The 20,087-nt window shown below is 73.1% G+C and carries 18 protein-coding genes; 11 read left to right on the top strand and 7 right to left on the bottom strand.

Translation table 11 applies throughout. From position 1 onward, the window contains the following. Nucleotides 1-13: 13 nt before the first annotated feature. The 7 genes from ABEA10_RS10485 to ABEA10_RS10515 form a co-directional block, all read right to left on the bottom strand. Complete coding sequence (locus ABEA10_RS10485; RefSeq protein WP_345460872.1) at nucleotides 14-781, bottom strand: FadR/GntR family transcriptional regulator; 768 nt, start codon at nucleotides 779-781, stop codon at nucleotides 14-16. Between the two features lie 13 nt (nucleotides 782-794). Beyond that, nucleotides 795-2,033 carry a four-carbon acid sugar kinase family protein gene (locus ABEA10_RS10490; protein WP_345460875.1) on the bottom strand — a complete coding sequence of 413 codons (1,239 nt, stop codon included), beginning with the start codon at nucleotides 2,031-2,033 and terminating at the stop codon, nucleotides 795-797. A 54-nt stretch (nucleotides 2,034-2,087) separates the two neighbouring features. Continuing rightward, nucleotides 2,088-2,507, bottom strand: coding sequence for a VOC family protein (locus ABEA10_RS10495; protein WP_345460878.1), 420 nt, complete (start codon nucleotides 2,505-2,507; stop codon nucleotides 2,088-2,090). Beyond that, a complete protein-coding gene (locus tag ABEA10_RS10500; RefSeq protein ID WP_345460881.1) occupies nucleotides 2,500-3,258 on the bottom strand; it encodes an HpcH/HpaI aldolase family protein in 759 nt (252 codons plus the stop codon). Before ABEA10_RS10500 ends, ABEA10_RS10495 begins: the two co-directional genes overlap by 8 nt. 2 nt (nucleotides 3,259-3,260) lie before the next feature. After that, nucleotides 3,261-4,307, bottom strand: coding sequence for an NAD(P)-dependent oxidoreductase (locus tag ABEA10_RS10505; RefSeq protein ID WP_345460884.1), 1,047 nt, complete (start codon nucleotides 4,305-4,307; stop codon nucleotides 3,261-3,263). Continuing rightward, a complete protein-coding gene (locus ABEA10_RS10510) occupies nucleotides 4,300-6,102 on the bottom strand; it encodes a D-apionate lactonase family protein (RefSeq protein WP_345460887.1) in 1,803 nt (600 codons plus the stop codon). The genes ABEA10_RS10505 and ABEA10_RS10510 overlap by 8 nt, the downstream gene beginning before the upstream one ends. A gap of 231 nt (nucleotides 6,103-6,333) precedes the next feature. Then, on the bottom strand, nucleotides 6,334-7,338 hold the full coding sequence (locus tag ABEA10_RS10515) for an aldo/keto reductase (protein ID WP_345460890.1): 1,005 nt from the start codon (nucleotides 7,336-7,338) through the stop codon (nucleotides 6,334-6,336). 181 nt (nucleotides 7,339-7,519) lie between these two features. Between ABEA10_RS10515 and ABEA10_RS10520 the strand changes: the two genes are divergently transcribed. The 11 genes from ABEA10_RS10520 to ABEA10_RS10570 all read left to right on the top strand — a co-directional run bounded on the left by ABEA10_RS10520 (nucleotide 7,520) and on the right by ABEA10_RS10570 (nucleotide 20,077). Further along, nucleotides 7,520-10,234, top strand: coding sequence for an alpha-L-rhamnosidase (locus ABEA10_RS10520; RefSeq protein ID WP_345460893.1), 2,715 nt, complete (start codon nucleotides 7,520-7,522; stop codon nucleotides 10,232-10,234). Next, nucleotides 10,231-11,547 (top strand): ABC transporter substrate-binding protein, encoded by a 1,317-nt coding sequence (locus tag ABEA10_RS10525; protein ID WP_345460896.1) that lies wholly within the window; start codon nucleotides 10,231-10,233, stop codon nucleotides 11,545-11,547. The genes ABEA10_RS10520 and ABEA10_RS10525 overlap by 4 nt, the downstream gene beginning before the upstream one ends. Before the next feature lie 37 nt (nucleotides 11,548-11,584). Then, entirely contained in the window at nucleotides 11,585-12,526 is a 942-nt protein-coding gene (locus ABEA10_RS10530) for a carbohydrate ABC transporter permease (protein WP_329236432.1), read from the top strand. Continuing rightward, complete coding sequence (locus ABEA10_RS10535) at nucleotides 12,523-13,335, top strand: carbohydrate ABC transporter permease (RefSeq protein WP_345460903.1); 813 nt, start codon at nucleotides 12,523-12,525, stop codon at nucleotides 13,333-13,335. The genes ABEA10_RS10530 and ABEA10_RS10535 overlap by 4 nt, the downstream gene beginning before the upstream one ends. 10 nt (nucleotides 13,336-13,345) lie before the next feature. Continuing rightward, entirely contained in the window at nucleotides 13,346-14,125 is a 780-nt protein-coding gene (locus ABEA10_RS10540) for an SDR family NAD(P)-dependent oxidoreductase (RefSeq protein WP_345460906.1), read from the top strand. Between the two features lie 21 nt (nucleotides 14,126-14,146). Further along, nucleotides 14,147-14,548 (top strand): carboxymuconolactone decarboxylase family protein, encoded by a 402-nt coding sequence (locus ABEA10_RS10545; protein WP_345460909.1) that lies wholly within the window; start codon nucleotides 14,147-14,149, stop codon nucleotides 14,546-14,548. Nucleotide 14,549: 1 nt separating this feature from the next. Further along, nucleotides 14,550-15,791 (top strand): Tm-1-like ATP-binding domain-containing protein, encoded by a 1,242-nt coding sequence (locus tag ABEA10_RS10550; protein ID WP_345460912.1) that lies wholly within the window; start codon nucleotides 14,550-14,552, stop codon nucleotides 15,789-15,791. Next, nucleotides 15,788-16,609 carry a phosphoenolpyruvate hydrolase family protein gene (locus ABEA10_RS10555; RefSeq protein ID WP_345460915.1) on the top strand — a complete coding sequence of 274 codons (822 nt, stop codon included), beginning with the start codon at nucleotides 15,788-15,790 and terminating at the stop codon, nucleotides 16,607-16,609. Before ABEA10_RS10550 ends, ABEA10_RS10555 begins: the two co-directional genes overlap by 4 nt. Before the next feature lie 11 nt (nucleotides 16,610-16,620). After that, nucleotides 16,621-17,034 (top strand): cupin domain-containing protein, encoded by a 414-nt coding sequence (locus tag ABEA10_RS10560; RefSeq protein WP_345460918.1) that lies wholly within the window; start codon nucleotides 16,621-16,623, stop codon nucleotides 17,032-17,034. Next, entirely contained in the window at nucleotides 17,031-17,432 is a 402-nt protein-coding gene (locus ABEA10_RS10565) for a cupin domain-containing protein (protein WP_345460921.1), read from the top strand. The genes ABEA10_RS10560 and ABEA10_RS10565 overlap by 4 nt, the downstream gene beginning before the upstream one ends. Before the next feature lie 110 nt (nucleotides 17,433-17,542). Beyond that, nucleotides 17,543-20,077 carry an amylo-alpha-1,6-glucosidase gene (locus ABEA10_RS10570; RefSeq protein ID WP_345460924.1) on the top strand — a complete coding sequence of 845 codons (2,535 nt, stop codon included), beginning with the start codon at nucleotides 17,543-17,545 and terminating at the stop codon, nucleotides 20,075-20,077. Nucleotides 20,078-20,087 lie beyond the last annotated feature (10 nt).

A 20,087-nucleotide genomic window follows, 5' to 3' on the forward strand; every position in this document is an offset into this window, starting at 1 on the left:
GAGGTAGGCCCTACTAGCGATCTCGGAGGGAGCGTTCGAGACGGGCGCCCGCGGCCCGCATGTGGGCCCGCATGGCCTCGGCCGCGGCCTCGGGCGTCCGTTCGCGGACGGCGGTCAGGACGGCGGCGTGCTCGGCGATCGTGATGTCGGCGCTGCCCACCTCCTGGATGGCCCGGCGGATCCACACCCGCAGCAGCGACCGGATGCTGCCCAGGATGTCGTTGAGCACGGAGTTGCCCGCCGCGTTGGCGAGCGTCAGGTGGAAGGCGACGTCGGCCTCGACGAAGGCGGCGCTGTCCGGGGCGGCGCGCATCTCCTCCAGGTGCTCGGCCAGCTCGGCGACGTCCGCGTCGTCGGCGCGCTCGGCGGCCAGCCCGGCGGTGATCGTCTCGATGTGCCGCCGGGCCTCGATCAGGTCGAGCAGCTGCGGCTGGCCGAGCATGAGGCCCCACTCGATGGCGCTGGGCAGCAGGCTCGACGTGCTCTGCTTGAGGTAGGTGCCGTCGCCCTGGCGCACCTCGATGATGCCCAGGACGTCCAGCGCCTTGAGCGCCTCGCGGATCGTGGACCGCCCGACGTCGAGGCTCTCGGCGAGCTGGCGTTCGGAGGGCAGCCGGGTGCCGGGGGAGAGCTGCCCCGACAGCAGCTGCGACAGCAGCTGCCGCGCGATGTCGACGACCGCGCTCTCCCGCTGCGGAGCGGACAGCAGGATCTGCGGCGCCTCCGCCCGGGGGGTCTTGGGCCGTGCCTCGCTCGTCGAGGCGTTGGAGGGTTCCGCCACACCAGGTCCCTTCTCAGATCAGCCCGAAGACGTGTGCGATGTCGACCAGCGTCCGGTCGCCGCCGACGTTGCCGGGCACGACGGCGTACGGAATGGGGGCGCCCGCCGGGGCGGGAACCTCCCACACGGCGATCCCGGGCAGCAGGGGACCCACCACCCGGGCCGTGCGTGCGCCCAGCCCGCGGCGCGCCACCTCCGCCGAGGTGATGCCGCCCTTGGCGATGACCGCCGCCAGCCGCCCGGCGTTCGGGGCGACGGCCCCGCACAACGCCCGCATGACCCGGGCCCCGTGCCGGAGGGCGCCGTGCTCCGCGCGCCGCGTCCGCTCGCCGGCCACGATGGCGGTGCCGCCGCGGGCGAGTTCCGCGCCCAGCGCCGTGGCCAGGCGTGCTCCCTCCCGGTCCGGGTCGGAGAGAGCGGCTGTCGTCGATACGGTGTGCACTGGTGTCTTCAGGTCGCGGGAGAGCGCGGCGAGTTGCCGGCCGCTCGCGTCGGTGTGCGAGCCGCAGACGACAAGGGTACCGCCGTCGCGACACCGTACGGGGGGCGAGACCGACCGGGCGGTATGTCGTCCGGCCCGCATGGCGGCCAGCGGGGCGGCGCACCGCAGCGTCACCGTACGGCCCGCCGTTCGCGCCCGGTCCAGCCCCGCGGAGATGACGGCCAGATCGTCGTCGGTCTCGGCGTCGGGGACGACGACCGTGCCGGCCGGCACCGCGCGCAGGGCCCGCGCCACCGTGTCCGGCCCGCCGGCGCGCAGCGCCGCCAGGCCGACCGGGTACGCGTCACGGCCGCCGACCTCGCGGACCCAGCCGGGCAGGGTCCGGGCCCGGTAGCCGAAGACCGGATCGGCGGCGAACTCGGTGTCGGCGGCCACCCGCCGCCTCCCGTCCACGCTGACGTAGTGCACGCCGTCGACCGTGGTCCGCCCGCCCGCGGGGAACGCCGGGACGAACAGCAGCACGTCGCCGGCGAACACGTCCGACTCGGCGAAGACGTGGCCGCGCAGCGTCGAATCGCCGCGCAGCACGTACTCCGCCCGCACCCCGGTGGCGTCGATCCGGGCGCGGAGGCGCCGCAGCAGGGCCACGGCCTCGTCCTCCTCCATCGCCCGGGTGTTGGTGAGCACGTACACCGCGTCGTCGGCGCCGGCGGTCGGGTCGGCCTCCGGGTCCAGGAGCACCGGAACGTCCCGGGCCGACTGGGTGCCGGTCGGGTCGTCGTCCAGCACGACGGTCATCCGGCGGGTCATGCGAACGGCTCCGGCTCGGCGCGGGTCATGCGAACGGCTCCGGCTCGGCGCGGGTCATGCGAGCGGCTCCCGCTCGGTGAGCTCCACGCGGACCCCGTTCGGCTCGTGCAGCAGGAAGCAGGCCCGCCGGCCCCGGCCTCCGGCGAAGATCTTCGCGCCCTCCTCGCCGGACAGCGCGCCCAGCACCGGCTCGATCCGCTCGACGTTGAAGCACAGGTGGTGCAGTCCCTCGCCGCGGGTGCGCAGGAAGTCGGCGACCGGACCGGGCCGCAGCGGCTGGACGAGCTGGATCAGCACGTTGCCGCCGTCCAGATAGGTGAGCCGGACGCCGGGGTCGTCGGCCTCCTCGTCGCCGACGACCTTCAGCCCGAGCCGGGACACGTAGTAGGGCAGCGCCGCGTCCGCGTCGTGCACCGCGACCGCCACGTGGTCGACGAAGTCCACCCGCGGCGGGTGGCCGGGCAGCTCAGACAAGTGCCCGGACCTCGCTCAGCCCGGACCGCAGCGCGGCCTGGTAGATCCACAGGTCGCCGCCGTAGGCCAGGATCCGGAAGCCTCGCTTGATCAGCATCTCGGCCTCCTGCGGGCCGCCGGCCATGAACCCGGCGTGCTTGCCGGCCGCTCGCGCCGCCGCCGCGACCCGGTCCAGCGCCGCCAGGTAGTCGGGGTGGTCGAACCGCCCCGGGATGCCCATGCTGTTGGTCAGGTCGAAGTGGCCGACCCACAGCACGTCCACCCCGTCGACGGCGGCGATCTCCTCTACGGCGGCCAGGCCCGCCGCCGTCTCGATCTGCGTGATGACCAGGTGCTCGTCGTTGACCCGCCGCATGTAGGCGACGTTGTCCGTGGCGGAGTAGTCGTCGTGGGCGACCCCGAACGCGGCGCCGCGTACCCCGTCCGGCGGGTACTTGGCCCAGCGCACGATGTCGCGGGCCTGCTCGGCCGACTCGACCATCGGCACCATGACGCCGCGCGCCCCGGTGTCCAGCGCGCGGGAGATCGTGGTGCGGGCGGCGTGCGGCACGCGGATGAGAGCGTCGGCGCCGCGCGTGGTGGCGACCAGCCCGCCGAGTTTCTCCCAGCCCCAGCCGGTGTGCTCGGCGTCGTAGATGACGAATCGCGCCCCGGCCCCGGCGGCCAGGCGTCCGATGCCCAGGGTGGCGAACTCGAAGACGAAGGTGCCCAGGACGAGGTCTCCGTCGCGGAGTTCCTGCTTGATGGTCATGGTCAACGAACGGCCTTCCGTGAGTGGTGGATGCGTGCCCGCAGCCGGGGATGGTCCAGTGCCCGCGGGTTCACCGGGTGCGCCGGCTCCCGGCCGGCGGCCAGGTCGAGCACCGCGGCGATGGCGCCCTCTCCGTTTCCCCGAGCCAGCTCGTCGGTCCACGCGATGGCGTGCGGGGCGAGCAGCACGTTCGGCAGCGACAGGAGCGGGTCGTCGGGGCGCGGCGGTTCGGATTCGAAGACGTCGAGGGCGGCGCCCGCGATGCGCCTTTCGGCCAGTGCCCGGGTCAGCGCGCCCTGCTCGACGATCGGCCCGCGCGCCACGTTGACCAAGAACGCGGTGGGCTTCATCAGGGCGAGCCGGCCGGCGTCGAGCAGGTGATGCGTCTGCGGGGTGAGCGCGCAGGTGACGACGACGAAGTCGGCGTGGGCCAGCAGCTCCTCCAGCCCGACGATCTCGACGCCCCGCGCGGCGGCGGCCCGCCGATCGGCGTACGGGTCGGCGGCCAGCTGCGTCATGCCGAGCGGCTCGCACAGCCGCGACACCTCGGACCCGATGTTGCCCCACCCGACCAGCCCGAGGGTGCGCCCGGACGGGGAGACGCCCATGTGGTCGAGCTTGTCGTCCCAGCGGCCGGTGCGTACCAGCCGGTCCTTGACGAGCACCCGGTGGGACAGCGCGAGCAGCATGGTCAGCGCGGACACCGCGACGGGCCGGCGGACACCGTCGGGAGTGATCGTCACCAGCACCCCCGCCTCGGTGCAGGCCGGGACGTCCACGTTGTCGTAGCCGACGCCGAAGCGCGCCACCAGCGCGAGCCGGTCGGCGCCCGCGACCGTGGCCTCGGTCACGCGGGGACCCAGCACGATGAGCGCGTCGTACCCGGCGACGTCGGCGGCGGTGAGCTCTCCGCCCTCGGCGGCGGGCAGGAAGTCCCAGACGACGTTGTCGGCCTGGTCGAACTCGCGCAGGCCGATGTCGCCCCAGCCGATGCGGCCGTCGTCGGTCAGGAAGTCGCGCGTCAGGCCGACGCGGAACGGCTCAGGCATCCGGAGTCCTCTCCTGGCAGGTGCGGGTGGCCGGGGCGCTGAAGGCGGCGGCCGGGGGGCTGATGGCGACGGACGGGCCGGGCAGGACGAGCGGGCCGTCGCGCACCGGCCGTTCGCCCCGGGCCCGCCGCGGAGCCCCGCCGCCCGGCCGGGGGCCGCCGGCCTCCGCGACGGGCTCCAGCAGTGCCCAGTCGCGCCCGCCGGGGTCGAGGGCCCGGGGCTCGTCCGACGGGTTGGCGACGATGATCAGGTGGCGGGCGTCCTTGCGGACGGCCAGCCCGGTGAGCCCCTCCGGCAGGTCCAGCCGGACGAGCCGCCCGCCCGCGTACGGCCGGAGCGCGGCGAGCACGTGCCACACCGGCGCCCCCACCACACCGCGCGGGCCGACCGTCTCGTACAGGGAGACCTCCGCCGCGCCCGCGAGGCCCAGCGCCGCCAGTGCGCCGACCGTCCAGGCCGCGCCGAACAGGCCGCGGTGCCGGGGGTCGGGCGGCGGGGGCGGTGCGTCCGGCGCCCAGGGGTCCCAGGCCGGCCGCAGGCTCACCGGGCCGACCAGCACCGGCCGTCCGCGCGCCAGCTCACGGGCCTGCGCCACCACCTGAGGATGGACCAGCAGGGTCTCCCGCACGCTGGCGGTGTCGTCGGCGTGCGCGGTCGCCGTGATCGGGAAGCACAGGAGGTCCAGCAGCTCCACCGGCAGCCCGTCCGCCCGGTTCAGCTCGGCGAAGTGCGCCCGGCTGCCGCCGCCGATCCGTACGCCGGTGCCCGCGAACGCCCGCCGCGCCGCCTCGGCGAGCTCCCGTGTCGTGGTCATGCGCGGCCCGAACACCAGGAGCGTGTCCACGGGCGTTCCGGCCAGCTCGGCGATCCGCCCGGGCGTCGCGCGCGCCGCTCCGACCCGCAGGGGGATCCGAAGCCTCCGCGCGACCTCGCCGGCCTCGGCGACGTGCTCCCGCCAGCCGTCCAGATCCAGCCGGACGTCCGCGTGGACGAAGGCGGGTCCGGCCTCCGCCAGGGCCCGGAGCGACGCCTCGCCGGGGACGGGGCCGCGGTGCTGCAATCCGATCGCCGGAAGCGGCGGCCCGTCCGCGCCGAGCCGTACGCCGGCCGGGCCCCGGGCGGGCGCCCGGGCGGGGCCGGGCCGGCCCGTGACGCGCAGGCGCATCCGCTGGCGGACGCGCTCGCCACGGCGCAATCGGACGGGGAAGGGCAGCGCCAGGGGCGTGCCGTAGGTCTTGTAGGAGGCGTCGGTCCAGTTGCGCTGGTCCTCGGTCTCGAAGACGTCGCCGTCCAGCTCGATCGCGACCTCCAGCCCGCCGTCGTGGTACCGCATCGCGACGATGTCGCGCAGCGGCTGGTGGGGGCTGATCCGTTCGGGGAACCGGCCGGTGTGCTCGCCGCCGGGTCCCCGGACGCGGACGGACGTCCCGGCCAGGTGCAGCGGGTGCAGCAGGCACAGCCCGACGCGGCAGCGCAGGAAGTCGCGCTCGGCCCGCCCGTCCATCGCGAAGGTGAGCTCGCGATCGGTGAGGGTGATCGTGCCGGTCCAGCGGAAGCCGACGTCGCCGTTGTCGTGCCGGACCTCGACGGTGGTGCGGTCGCCGGTCTCCTCGACGCCGAGCACCCGCGCGGGTACGGTCCGCCAGCGGCGGTCGCGGACCCCGACGTAGACCCGCCGCAGCACCGGCGTGCCGGCGAACCGGACGTGGTCCAGCGCCGCGCCGAGCAGGTCGGCGCGCAGCGGCCCATGGCCGAGCGGCCGGGGAGCGGGCTCCGTGGAGGCGGCTCCTGTCACCGATCCTCCTTCGTCGGAGGGCGTGACCGCAGAGGCGTGTCTTCGATGCCCTCGCTTCGCTCGGTCATGAGTCCTCCTTCGTCGGAGGGCGTGACCGCAGAGGCGTGTCTTCGATGCCCTCGCTTCGCTCGGTCATGAGTCCTCCTTCGTCGGAGGGCGTGACCACAGGGGCGTGTCTTTTGACTCCCTCGCTTCGCTCGGTCATGGCGGTCGCCCTTCCGATCGGGGCGCTCATCCGGCCGACCGGCGGACCGGTTCGACGAGGTCCCGGCCGCTCTCGCCGATCGCGTCGAGCGCCGCGACCTGCTCGGGGGTGAGGGCGAGCCCGGCCGCCGCGACGCTCGCGTCCAGCTCGGCGGGGGTCTCGGGGCCGACGATCGCGCTGGCCACGCCGGGGCGGGCCAGCAGCCAGGCCAGCGCCAGCCGTTCGGGCCGTCGCCCCCACTCCCGGGCCAGCGCGGACAGCCGTCCGGCCGCCTCCCGCTGCCGGGCCGAGTAGCCCGTCCCGCCCCACCGCCGCTCGCCGGCGTACTCGCGGGAGGCCGCGTCCTCGCCCGCCAGCAGCCCGCCGCTCAGCGGGCTGAAGGCCACCAGCGACAGCCCGAACCGCTGGGTGGCGGGCACGACCTCCCGCTCCACCGCGCGGTCCACGAGGTTGTAGCGGACCTGGGCGCACACCGGCGGGTCGAGCCGCAGGTCGCTGCCGATCCACAGGGCGTGGGTCAGCTGCCAGGCCGGATACGTCGACAGCGCCGCGTGGCGGACCTTGCCCTGCCGCACCATGTCGTCGAACGCCTGCAGCGTCTGGTCCAGCGGGGTGTCCGGGTCGGGGTGGTGGGCGTAGTAGAGGTCGACGTGGTCGGTGCGCAGCCGGCGCAGGCTGGCCTCGAGCTGGCGGAACAGGTGCCGCCGGGACAGCCCCCGGTCGCCCGCCCCCGGCCCGACCGGCTCGCCCGCCTTGGTGGCCAGCACCACCTCGTCACGCCGCCCGCGCAGCGCCCGGCCGACCAGTTCCTCGGCGGGCTCGCGCGCCGCCGACGGCGGCGCGCCGGGCCGGTCGAAGTGCGCGAGATGGCCGTAGGAGTTCGCGGTGTCGACGAAGTTGATCCCGCGGTCCAGGGCCGCGTGCACGAGCCGGGTGACGTCCGCCGCGGCAGGGGCCACGCCGAACGTCGCCGTGCCGAGGCAGATCCGCGACACCCGGATGCCCGAAGGACCGAGGAGGGAGTACTCCACCGCACCGCCGCCCTTCTGAATGCCTGGGTTCGACCGGACCGTAAACCGCTCTCAGAAATTGGTCAACCGGTTGACCAATCCGAAAAACGCGTCTTACGATCACGGCCGGTACGTGACCTGGATCACCCGTCGTTGCCCCTTCACCGACGGCCGGGTGCGTCCGAAAGGAGGTGGCCGATCCGTGCCGAGCCTCGTTCCCTACGGCCTGGCCTGCGAATTCCTCACCGAACCGACCACCGTTGACGAGCCGTCCCCCCGGCTGTCCTGGCGGCTGCGCTCCTCGCGCGTCGCCGACCGGCAGAGCGCCTACCGGCTCCGCGTCACCGCCGAACCCGCCGCGACCTCCGGTGCGACCGAAATCTGGGACACGGGCCGGACCTTGTCGGACGCCACCTCGGTGGCCTACCGCGGAGCGGAGTTGCGGCCGTGCACCCGCTACCGGTGGGACGTCGAGGTCTGGGACCGCGACGGCCGGCTCGACGGGCACGCGTCGTCCTGGTTCGAGACCGGGCTGATGAGCCCGGACGGCTGGGCCCGCGCCGCCTGGATCACCCGGGACGAGACCACCCTGCCGCTGTTCGAGCCGCCTCGCGACGACCACCGCACCCTCAACACCCGGCATCTGGCGCCCTGCCTGCGGCTGCGCCGGGCCTTCGCGCTGCCCCGGCGGCCGGCGCGTGCCCGGCTGTACGCCTCCGCGCAGGGCGTCTACCGGGCGAGCGTCAACGGCCGGCCCGTCTCGGACACGGAGCTGGAACCCGGCTGGAGCGACTACCGCGACCGCGTTCAGTACCGGGCCTACGACGTCACGGCCCTGCTCGGCGAGGGCCCGAACGTGCTCGCGGCGCTCGTCGGGGACGGCTGGTGGAGCGGCTTCGTCGGCTTCGACCCGCGCCGGGCCGGCAAGATCTACGGAGACCGGCCCGCGTTCATCGCGCGGCTGCTCGTGGAGTTCCCCGACGGGGAGCGCATGTGGCTCGGCACCGACGAGCGCTGGAGCGAGTCGCCCGGCCCGATCCGCCACTCCGACCTGCTGATGGGCGAGTACCACGACGCCCGGATACCGAACGACGGCTGGGACGGGCCGGGGTTCGACGACGCCGGCTGGCCGCGGGCGATCGTCGCCGGCCGCGACACCACGAAGCTGCGGGCCGCCCGCGCCCAGCCCGTGCGCGTCACGACCCGGGTGCAGGCCGTCGAGGTGTCGGCCCGGCCCGACGGCACGGTCATCGCCGACCTCGGCCAGAACATCGTCGGCCGGGTCCGGCTGACCGTACGCGGCGCCGAGGCCGGCCGCCACATCGTGCTCCGCCACGCCGAGATGCTCGACGCCGACGGCCGCCTCTACACCGACAACCTGCGCCGCGCGGAGGCGCGCGACGTGTACGTCTGCTCGGGCGCGCCGGTCGAGGTCTACGAACCCGCCTTCACCTGCCACGGCTTCCGGTACGTCGAGCTGTCCGGCTACCCGGGGGTCCCCGGGCCGGGCGATGTGGTGGGCTCGGTGCTGCACAGCGACACCCCGTGGACGGGCGCGTTCTCCTGCAGCGACCCCGACGTGGAGCGGCTGCACGCCAACATCCGCTGGGGGCAGCGCGGCAACTTCGTCTCGGTGCCCACCGACTGCCCGCAGCGCGACGAGCGGCTCGGCTGGCTCGCCGACGCCCAGGTCTTCCTGCCCACCGCGGCCCGCGGCGCCGACGTCTCCGCGTTCTTCGCCGGCTGGATGGAGGACGTCCTGGCCGGGCAGGACGAGGACGGCGCGTTCGGCGACGTCGCGCCGAAGGTGTCGATCCTGCGCGAGGGCGCGCCCGGCTGGGGCGACGCCGGGGTGATCGTCCCGTGGACGCTGTACCGGCTGTACGGCGACGAGCGGATCCTGGAGCGTTCCTACCCGGCGATGGTGCTCTGGGTCGAGCACATCCGCCGGCACAACCCCGACCTGGTCTGGCGCCACCGTACGGGACGGCACTACGGCGACTGGCTGCAGATCGGCGCCGAGACACCTCGGGAGGTGCTGGCCACCGCCTACTTCGCCCGGTCGGCCGAGCTGGTGGGCAAGGCCGCACGGGTGCTCGGCCGTACCGGCGACGCGGAGCGGCACGAGGCCCTGGCGGCCGACGTACGGCGGGCCTTCATCGACCGCTTCGTGGAGCCGGACGGCCGCGTCCACGGCGACACCCAGACCGGCTACCTGCTCGCCCTGGAGTTCGGTCTCCTCCCGCCGGAGCTGGAACGGGCCGCCGCCGGGCACCTGGCGGACGACGTGGACAAGCACGACCACCACCTGACCACCGGGTTCATCGGCGTCCCCCTGCTGTGCCCGGTGCTGACCCGCGCCGGCCGCGCCGACCTCGCGTACGCCCTGCTCCACCAGGACACGTTCCCGAGCTGGCTGTTCTCCGTACGGCACGGCGCCACCACGGTCTGGGAGCGCTGGGACGGCTGGACCCCGGACGGCGGCTTCCAGTCCGCCACCATGAACTCCTTCAACCACTACAGCCTCGGCGCCGTCGGCGACTGGCTGTACGGGGGAGTGGCCGGCATCGCGCAGGCCCCCGACTCCGCCGGCTACCGCCGCATCGTCCTGCGCCCGCATCCGGGCGGCGCGCTGACCTGGGCCTCGGCCGCCCAGGAGACCGTACGTGGGCGGATCGAGTCGGCCTGGTCGCTGAGCGGTGACGGCATCGCCCTCGACGTGCTGATCCCGCCGGGTGAGCCCGCCACCGTCCACGTGCCGACCACCGACCCCGGCAGCGTGCTGGTGGACGGCGGCCCCGCCACCGAACGAGTGGACGTCCTCGCCCGGCACGACGGCGAGCTGGTCTGCGCCGTCCCGTCCGGCCGCCACCGTTTCACGGCCGCCTGGCACCCCACCACACGGAGGATCCCTTGAACAACGGCAGACGAACCGCCCCGGGTCCGAGCCGCCGCGACTTCCTGCGGCTGAGTGGCGCGGCCGGCGCGGCGCTGGGTTTGAGCGCCTGTGGCTTCGGCCGTACGGGCGGCGGCGGCACCGCGCTCAAGGTCTGGGACCAGTTCACCACGTCCCCGCAGAACGAGGCCGTGAGGAAGGTCTACGACCTCTACCGGCGGTCGGGGGGCTTCACCATCGACCGCACCACCCAGCCCGGCGACCAGATGGCCACCGTGGGCAAGACCGCGCTGGCCTCCGGCACCGGCCCCGACGTCATCTACTACGAGGTGGGCAAGGGCAACGCCGGGGTGCTGGCCGAGGCCGGACTGCTCCGCCCGCTGGACGACCTGGCCGCCAAGTACGGCTGGCTGAAGAAGATCACGCCGTTCGCCGCCCGGGAGGCGCGGCTGGACGGCAAGCTCTACGGGCTGCCGAACGAGACCGAGACCACCGTTCTCTTCTACAACAAGACGCTGATCGACAAGGCCGGGCTGACCGTCCCGAAGACGTTCGACGAGCTGCTGGACTTCTGCGCCAGGGCCAAGGCCAAGAAGTACGTCCCGATCGCCTACGGACAGGCCGACGTCTACCCGTGCTGGTGGGCCTTCTCCCTGATGGCCAACAACATCGTGGGCGGCCGGGCCATGGGCGACCTGATCTTCGACGGCAGGGGCAGCTGGAACACACCCCAGATGAGGCAGGCCATCCAGCTGTTCTTCGTCGACCTGGTCAAGGCGGGCGGGTTCATCGACGACCTCAACTCCCTGCACGGCCCCGACGCGCAGTCGATGTTCCTGGCCGGCAAGGCCCTGATGAACATCAACGGCACCTGGGCCGTCGGCGCGGTCGAGAAGGGGCTGAAGGGCCAGGAGGTCGGCATCATGCCGATGCCCTCCATCGACGGCGGCGACCGTGTCTACCCGGCGGGCACCGGCTCGGCCTACTACATCTCGGCCAGGTCCAAGCACGCCGACGAGGCCGGGAGGTTCCTGGACTCCCTCTACCAGCCGGAGGCGCTGCGCGTCTGGGTGGAGCAGGGCAAGATCTTCCCGCCCGTGCCGTTCGACCCGTCCGGCTGGACGCTGTCGTCCCTGCAGAAGCAGGCGCTCACCGCCGCGCAGAACGGCGGCGGCGACGCCACCCGCGACCTCGGCTACTCCGTCAACCACGGCAAGGCGGCGCCCGGCTTCCTCAATGCGATGACCAGCGGCTTCCAGGCGGTCGTGCAGGGCCGCAAGACTCCGGCGCGGCAGGCCGACGACCTGCAGAAGGCGTGGGAGAAGGGACTGTAGTGATGCGAATCCTCCCCGCCCCGCGGAGGGAGGCGGCATGGCGACCACGATGACCCGGGCCAGGCCGCCGCTCGCCGGGCGCTCCGCGGCGCCCGCCGCCCGCCGCCGGCCCGGAGACCGGCGCGTGTCCGGATACCTGTTCGTGCTCCCCGCCCTCGCCGTGTACGCGGTGTTCATCCTGTATCCGCTGGTCCAGTCGGTCTACCTGAGCCTCACCGACTGGGACGGCGCGCGGCCGCACAAGCGGTTCATCGGCCTGGGCAACTTCGACCGGCTCGTGCACGACTCCCTGTTCTGGCGGGCGCTGGGGCACAACCTGATCTGGGTGGTGCTCGGCACGGCGGCGGCGATGGCGGTGAGCCTGCTGCTGGCCATGCTCGTGTGGAGCCGGCCGCGCGGGTTCACGCTGTTCCGCACCGTCTACTTCATGCCGCAGATCCTCCCGGCCATCATCGTCGGCATCGTGTGGAGCTGGATCTACAGCCCCGCCTTCGGCATCCTCGACCGCGGCCTGTCCGCGGTCGGGCTGGGGTCGTGGAGCCACGGCTGGCTGGGCGACCCGGACTTCGCGCTCTACGCGGTGCTGGTGGCCTCGGTCTGGGCCACGGTCGGGCTGGCCTTCGTGATCTTCACGGCCGCGCTGCACAACGTCGACCAGGACCTGCTGGACGCCGCCCGGGTGGACGGCGCCGGCGCCTGGCAGAGGTTCCGGCACGTGGTGGTGCCGCAGCTGTCCAGCGCGGTCACGCTGGTGACGGTGCTGTTGCTGGTGCACGGGTTCCAGGCGTTCGACCACGTCTGGATCATGACCAAGGGCGGTCCGGACAACAGCACCCAGCTGCTCGCCACCTACACCTACCAGAAGGCCTTCATGGAGAACGAGGTCGGCTACGGAGCGGCGATCTCGCTGGTGCTCACCGTCCTGTCGCTGGTGGTGTCGCTGGCCGTCGTCCGCCTCCGCGAGAGGGGCGAGCGATGATCACCCGCACCGCCAGGTACGTCATCCTCTCGATGTTCCTGGTGCTCTTCCTGCTGCCGTTCGTGTGGATCTGGTCGTCGGCGCTGAAGAGCAACAGCGAGATCAACGCCGACCCGTTCGGGCTGCCCACCAGCCCGCAGTGGGGGAACCTGGCCGACGCCTGGACCACCGGCCGGTTCGGCAAGTACCTCGGCAACACCGTGCTGTACTGCGCGTTCGTGGTGCCCGGCGTGACCGTGCTGTCCTGCCTGGCGGGCTACGCGCTCGGCACCCGGCGGCTGCCCGGCGAGAAGTACCTGCTCGGCGTGTTCCTGCTGGGCATCATGATCCCGTTCCAGTCGATCATGGTGCCGCAGTACTACCTGGTGCGCGACCTCAACCTGCTCGGCAGCTACTGGGGCGTCATCGTGCCGAGCATCGCGCTCGGCCTGGCCTTCGGGACCTTCCTGATGCGCTCGTTCTTCCGCGAACTGCCCGACGAGATCGGCAACGCGGCCCGGCTGGACGGCGCGGGGGAGTGGCGGGTGTTCAGCCGGATCATGCTGCCCCTCGCGCGGCCGGGGCTGATCACCATGGTGGTACTGCAGTTCATGTTCACCTGGAACATGTTCCTGATCCCGCTGCTGTACGGGCAGGACGAGAACCTGCGCCCGGTGTCCACCGGGATCATGTTCTTCATCGGCGAGTACAGCGTGGACCGGTCGATGATCGCGGCCGGGGTCACCCTGGCCAGCGTCCCGATCATCGTCGTCTACCTGGTGCTGCAACGGCACTTCATCCAGGGCATGACGTCGGGCGCCCTCAAGTGAGGCACGTGCCATGACACACATCGACGAAAGGGGATCGACCATGCGGCTCGCCGGGAAGAAGGCGGTCGTCACCGGCGCGGGCGGTGCGCTCGGCCAGGTCATCAGCCGGGCTCTGGCTCAGGAGGGCTGCGACGTGGCCGGGGTCGACCTGGCGCAGGAGGGGCTGACCCGGTTCGGCAAGACGGTGCGGGAGCTGGGGCGTGAGGCCCTCGAACTGGACACCGACCTCACCGACTTCGACGATGTCCAGCGGGCGGCCGGCCAGGTCCGGGACGCCTGGGGCGGCATCGACATCCTGGTCAACGGCGCCGGCGGCGGCATGGTGCGGCCGTTCGCCGAGATGACGCCGCAGGAATGGCAGCGGATGGTCGACAACAACCTGACCACCGTGTTCAACATGACGCGTGCGGCGCTGCCGGCCATGCGGGGCCGGGACGGCGCCCGGATCGTCAGCATCGCCTCGATCGCCGCGCTGCGAGGCGGGCGGCTCGTCCGCAACGCCACCGGCTACGCGGCGGCCAAGGCCGGGGTGGTCGGGCTGACCAAGGCGCTGGCCATCGAACTGGCCGAGGAGGGGATCACGGTGAACTGCGTCGCCCCGGGCGCGCAGCACACTCCGGGCCGCGCCCGTGACACCCCCGAGGTCCGGGAGGCGCTGCTCGCCCAGATCCCCACGCGCACCCTCGGCCGTCCCGAGGACCTCGCCGAGACCATCGTCTTCCTGTGCCTGCCCTCGGCCGCGTACCTGACCGGTGTCATTCTGCCGCAGGACGGCGGACACTCCATCTGAAAGCCCAGCGGGAGGGAACGAATGGACGGTTCTGGTTCGCAGCGGGGTCGGCACCGCTACGACGAGGTGTACGGAGAGGGCGCGGCCGACCGGCTCCTGGCCGCGCTGAGCGGCCCCGGGGCCGCTCTCGGGCGCTACGGCATCGACTTCAACTTCGGCGAGATCTACTCTCGTCCCGGCCTGGACCTGCGGCAGCGGCAGATCGCCTCGATCGCCGCGCTGGTCGGCATGGGCGACTGCACGCCCCAGCTCAAAGGGCACATCAAGGCCGGGCTCAACGTCGGCCTCACCGAGGACGAGATCGTCGAGGTGATCATCCACTGCGTCCAGTACGTCGGCTTCCCGCGCGCCATCAACGCGGCGAACGTGGCCAAGGGAGTCTTCGCGGAGCGGGCCGCCGCCACCGGTGGGAAGGACGGCTGAGGTGACCACGATCGTTCTCATCGGCACCCTGGACACCAAGGGCCGGGAGTACGCCTGGCTGCGCGACCGGCTGCGGGATCACGGTTGCCGGCCGGTCGTCGTCGACGCCGGCACCGGGGAGCCGGACGGCATCGTCCCGGACGTGACCAACCTCGCGGTGGCGCGGGCCGCCGGGGCCGACCTGGAGGCGCTGCGCGCGGCCGGTGACCGCGGGGCCGCCGTCGCGACCATGTCCGAAGGCGCCGCCGCGGTGCTCACCGAGCTGTACGCCGGGGGCCGCGTCGACGGCGTCCTGGCCGTCGGCGGCAGCGGCGGCTCGGCCATCGCCGCCCGCGCGATGCGGGAACTGCCCGTCGGCGTGCCGAAGCTGCTGGTGTCGACCATGGCGTCGGGCGACGTCTCGCCGTACGTCGGGGCCAAGGACGTCACGCTGATGTACAGCGTCGTGGACATCGCCGGGGTCAACCGGGTGTCGCGGCGGATCCTCGGCAACGCTGCGGCGGCCGTCGCCGGCATGGCCGCCGTGTCGTCCAGCACGACGCCCGTCCCCGGAGGCACCGACGAGCGTCCGCTGGTCGCCGCGTCCATGTTCGGCGTCACCACGCCCGCCGTCGAGGCGGCGCGGGCCCGGCTGGAGGAGCTCGGCTACGAGGTGCTGGTCTTCCACGCCACCGGAGCGGGCGGCCGGGCGCTGGAGGGGCTGGCCGAGAGCGGGATGCTGGCCGGGGTGCTCGACCTGACCACCACCGAACTCGCCGACGACCTGGTCGGCGGGGTGCTGTCGGCGGGCCCGGACCGGCTGACCGCCGCAGGCGCGCACGGCGTTCCGCAGGTGGTCGCGCCGGGGGCCCTGGACATGGTCAACTTCGGCCCCCGCGACACCGTGCCGGACCGCTTCGAGGGCCGCGACCTGTACGTCCACAACCCGACGGTGACGCTCATGCGCACCACTACCGAGGAGATGGCCGAGCTGGGCCGGCGGATCGCCGGCAAGCTGACGGCGGCGCGCGGCCCGGTCGCGCTGTACCTGCCGCGCCGGGGAGTGTCCGCGCTGGACGCCGAGGGCGCCGCGTTCCGCCGGCCCGAGGCGGACGCGGAGTGCTTCGCCGAGCTGGCCAAGGGCGTGGCCGGTTCGCCGGTGGAACTGGCCGACCTCGACCTGCACATCAACGACCCGGAGTTCGGCCGGGCCATGGCCGAACGACTGGACCGAATGATCAAGGATCAGGAAGGGACCGCGTGAATCGCACCACCGCACTGGACCGCCTCCGCGCCACGGTCGCGGCAGGCGCCCCGATCATCGGCGCCGGGGCCGGCACCGGCCTGTCGGCCAAGTGCGCCGAGGCCGGCGGCGCCGATCTGATCATCATCTACAACTCGGGCCGCTACCGGATGGCCGGCCGGGGCTCGCTGGCCGGGCTGATGCCGTACGGCGACGCCAACCAGATCGTCCTGGACATGGCGGGCGAGGTGCTGCCGGTGGTGCGCGACACCCCCGTCCTGGCCGGCGTGTGCGGCACCGACCCCTTCCGGCTGATGCCGCGGTTCCTGGACCGGCTCGCCGAGACGGGCTTTTCCGGGGTGCAGAACTTCCCCACGGTCGGCCTGATCGACGGGGTGTTCCGGCAGAACCTGGAGGAGACGGGGATGGGCTTCGAGCTGGAGATCGACATGATCCGGCTCGCCGCCGAGCGGGAACTGCTGACCGCGCCCTACGTCTTCGACACCGTCCAGGCCGAGGCGATGGCCGCGGCCGGCGCCGACGTGCTGGTCCCGCACATGGGCCTGACCACCAAGGGCACCATCGGCGCGAGCACCGCGATCGGCCTGGACGAGGCGGCCGAGCGCGTCCAGGCGATGCGCGACGCGGCGGTGGCCGTCCGCCCGGACGTCATCGTGCTGTGCCACGGCGGCCCCATCGCCGAGCCCGCCGACGCCGCGTACGTCCTGGAGCACACCACGGGCGTGGCCGGCTTCTTCGGCGCCTCCTCGGTCGAACGGCTGCCGACCGAACAGGCCATCACCGCCCAGGTGTCCGCCTTCAAGTCCCTGCAGATCTGAGAGGACCGTTCATGCACGTCACTCCCGGCGACGTCACCACCATGTCCTTCGACTGGGGGTCGATCAAGTGGTTCGTCACCCCGTCTCGCGTGCCCGGCGCGGGCAGCACCTTCGGCGAGGTGATCATCAACCCCGGCCGCGGCCACGAGCGGCACAACCATCCCGGCGCCGAAGAGATCATCTATGTCGTCTCCGGCGAGGCCACGCAGATGGTGGACGACGGTGAGCCGTTCACCATCCGCGAGGGCGACACCGTCCACATCCCCAAGGGCGCCTACCACTCCACCCACAACACCACGTGGCGCCCGCTGCGCCTGATCGTCACCTACACGCCGGGAGGTGAGGAGAAGGCGCTGGAGAGCGCCCCGGACTTCTGCCTGCACGAGGCCGGCACCGTCCCGGAATGGGCGCAGGCGGGCCGGTGACCCTGATCAGGACGGCCCACGGCGACACCTGGAGCCGGGACCGCCCCGCGTGGTCCGACCTGACCGCGGCCGGCCCCTTCCGGGTGCCGGCCGCCGGCGGGCGGTTCGACCGCCACCACCACGACTGCGACGAGTACTGGCTGATCATCACCGGCCGGGCCACCGTGACCAGCGGCCCGCGCACCTACCTCGTCGGGCCGGGGGACCTGCTGTGCACCCCGGCCGGCGAGGAGCACGACATCGTCGAGGTCCACGGGGAGCTGACCGGCTTCTTCTTCGAGGGCCCGCTGCGCCCCGGCGGACGCCCCGGTCACCTGCACCGCGACCCGGCCCAGGCCGCCGGCCACGACGTCCCCTGCCGCCCGGCCCCACCCGGCGGCCTCCCCAGCACCACCTGACCGACCCGGCCCCCGGGCCGGCGGCCTCCGCAGCACCACCTGACCGGTCCGGCCCCCCGGGCCGGCGGCCGATTCACGAGCGTTGACGAAGCGATGCGAAAGGCTCCGCGATGACAGGTATGGCACGCCGGCGGTTCCTGGCCGGCACCGGACTGGCCGGGCTCGGCGGACTGGCCGCGGGGTCGTTCGGACCGGCGGCCCGCGCCGCGACTCCGGCCGATGACGCACCGGCCGCCGCGGGCCGTACGGGCGGGGCCGGTGCGATTCCGTACCCGACGCTCGCCCGCCCGTTCGCCATGCCCGGGGTGAAGGACCAGGACTGGAGCGGCGCGCTGTTCGTCACCCGCGACGAGGCCCGGTTCGCGGTCCGGGTGGGCCTGCTGACGGCCGCGAGCACCCTCATCCGGGAGAAGATGACCAACAACCTGTGGCGGTTCGGCCCCTCGGCGCCCGACGGCGTCTACAAGCAGGTCGTGGTCAGCTCGGACGACCGCAAGGTCATGCCGGCGCACCTCGACGCGCTGCGCGAGGTGATCGCCCACCCCGACTGGTACACCGCGGAGGAGGTCACGGACGCCAAGGCGACGCTCCCGCAGCTGGAGCAGAAGTACGCGACGGCCCAGGACCAGAAGCGGAGCATCCGCGTCCGCTACGCCCGGACCGACGGCGGTCGCGGCGTCGTCGCGGCGGTGACGGCGCTCGACGCGGACCTGTCGATCGTGCTCGAGGTCGCGGCGCCGTGGACCGAGACCCCGAAGTTCCAGGTGGCGAACGGATGCGTGCTCGGCACCGAGCCCGGCCTGGCGAACCCGTCGCGTACCGGCCACTTCGCGCTCGCGCCGGACGAGCCGGCCGAGCGTACGACGCTCTACGCGTCGGTCGGCGACATGGTCGCCGGTGAGACCGGCGGGTCCGGTGCGGCCGGCACCGCCGTCGCGGCGCTGCGCTACGACCTGGCCAAGGGCCAGACGATCACTTTCACCGCGACCTGCGGCGACGAGCCGGTCACGCTCAAGCCCGCTCCGCGGCGCAGGACGACGGCCCGGCTCGACGCCGCCCAGGCGCGGGTCACCCGCGGCTACCTCACCGGATCCGGGCCGGTCGGGCGCGTCGCCGACGCCGTACGGGACGCGCTGTCGCTCAACACCAACTACGACCGCACGACCCTGCGTAACTTCGTGATGTGGGGCTGGAGCGGCGCCGGCGGGCTGTTCACCGGCTGGGACTCCGCCTTCGACGCGATCGAGGCCACGTCGGTGAGCGCCGATCTCGCCATGCAGCACGAACGCGACATCTTCGCCGCTCCGCCACCGCCCAACCAGGTGAAGATCAACGGGCCGCGCTACGACCAGCAGAACTCCGGTCCCATGCACGCGTACGCGGTGTGGCGGCTGTACACCAGGCTCGGGGACCGGGACCTGGTCGCCACCGCGTATCCCCAGCTGGTCGCGTTCTTCGACCTGCTGCCGGAGTGGGACGCCGACGGCGACGGCCTGCTCGAGTCGCCCTACTTCGGTGACCGGATCAGCGGGCGCGGCAACCATCTGGGGCTGGACGACAGCCCCGTCTACGCCGACTACCAGAAGGTTCCGAAGAAGGGCGGAAGCGGCGACCCGCGCCCGAACACCAACCTGACCGACGTCGCCCTGAACGCCTACTACGCGCTGATGGCGGAGCTCCTGGCCAAGATGGCGCGCCTGCAGGGCAAGACCGCCGACGCGACCCGGTTCGAGGCGATCCACGAGCGGATCAAGACCGGTGTCAACGCCAAGCTCTGGAACGAGGAGCGCGGGCTCTACCTGAGCCGTTACCTGGACGGCGGCTGGAACGAGGTCGTGACACCGACGGTCTTCTACCCGCTGCTCGCCGGGCTTGCGACACCGGAGCGCGCCCGCGTGCTCGTCGAGGACCACCTGCTCGACCCGGAGGAGTTCTGGGGCGAGTACGTCATCCCCAGCGTCGCGCGCAACGACCCGAAGTACTGCTCGGGCGGCCCGGTGCATCCGCGGTCGGAGCACTTCAAGTTCTTCAAGAACTACGACGACAAGGGGGCACCGGAGGAGTGGAAGGGCGCGGCGTGGCCGCCGATGAACTTCACCGTCTACGAGGGGCTCAAACGGTACGGCTTCGACCGGGAGGCCGGTGAGCTCGCGGCGCGGAGCACCGCCATGTACCTGAACGCCTACGACCGCGACGGGTGGTTCCCCGAGTCGTTCGACCCGGAGCCCGATCAGTCGATCATGGACTCGGCCGTCGACACCGCGTGGCGCACCTACTCGTGGAGCAACGCGATGGCCGTCCAGACCATTCACGAGCTGCTGTCGGACGAGCCGTGGGGCGATCCGGAGGCGCTGATGTTCGGCAGCCTGACGCTCCCGGGCACCAACTCGGTGTCGAACCTGGTCCTGCGCGGGCACCGCTACGCGGTCACCGCCGGCCCCCGCACGACGACCGTGACCAGGGACGGACGGCCGCTCTTCCGCAGCGAGGGCGGCCGGGTCGCCGTACGCGCCTTCGTGGTCTCGGAGAAGGGCGCCTCCTTCGACATCACCGCCACCGGCCCCGCGAATGTGGAGGTGGTCACCGGAAACGGCCGGACCCGCTCCGCCAGAGTGCCGACCGGACGCCACCACGTCGAGCTGTGACCTCGCGGGG

It is taken from the genome of Actinoallomurus oryzae, from assembly GCF_039541955.1.
GTDB lineage: Bacteria > Actinomycetota > Actinomycetes > Streptosporangiales > Streptosporangiaceae > Actinoallomurus > Actinoallomurus oryzae.

Excerpts from the sequence above, each read along its gene's own strand:
- ABEA10_RS10490 (WP_345460875.1), bottom strand. The coding sequence starts at position 2,033 with ATGACCCGCCGGATGACCGTCGTGCTGGACGACGACCCGACCGGCACC.
- ABEA10_RS10500 (WP_345460881.1), bottom strand. The coding sequence starts at position 3,258 with ATGACCATCAAGCAGGAACTCCGCGACGGAGACCTCGTCCTGGGCACC.
- ABEA10_RS10505 (WP_345460884.1), bottom strand. The coding sequence starts at position 4,307 with ATGCCTGAGCCGTTCCGCGTCGGCCTGACGCGCGACTTCCTGACCGAC.
- ABEA10_RS10530 (WP_329236432.1), top strand. The coding sequence starts at position 11,585 with ATGGCGACCACGATGACCCGGGCCAGGCCGCCGCTCGCCGGGCGCTCC.
- ABEA10_RS10535 (WP_345460903.1), top strand. The coding sequence starts at position 12,523 with ATGATCACCCGCACCGCCAGGTACGTCATCCTCTCGATGTTCCTGGTG.
- ABEA10_RS10540 (WP_345460906.1), top strand. The coding sequence starts at position 13,346 with ATGACACACATCGACGAAAGGGGATCGACCATGCGGCTCGCCGGGAAG.
- ABEA10_RS10545 (WP_345460909.1), top strand. The coding sequence starts at position 14,147 with ATGGACGGTTCTGGTTCGCAGCGGGGTCGGCACCGCTACGACGAGGTG.
- ABEA10_RS10560 (WP_345460918.1), top strand. The coding sequence starts at position 16,621 with ATGCACGTCACTCCCGGCGACGTCACCACCATGTCCTTCGACTGGGGG.
- ABEA10_RS10570 (WP_345460924.1), top strand. The coding sequence starts at position 17,543 with ATGACAGGTATGGCACGCCGGCGGTTCCTGGCCGGCACCGGACTGGCC.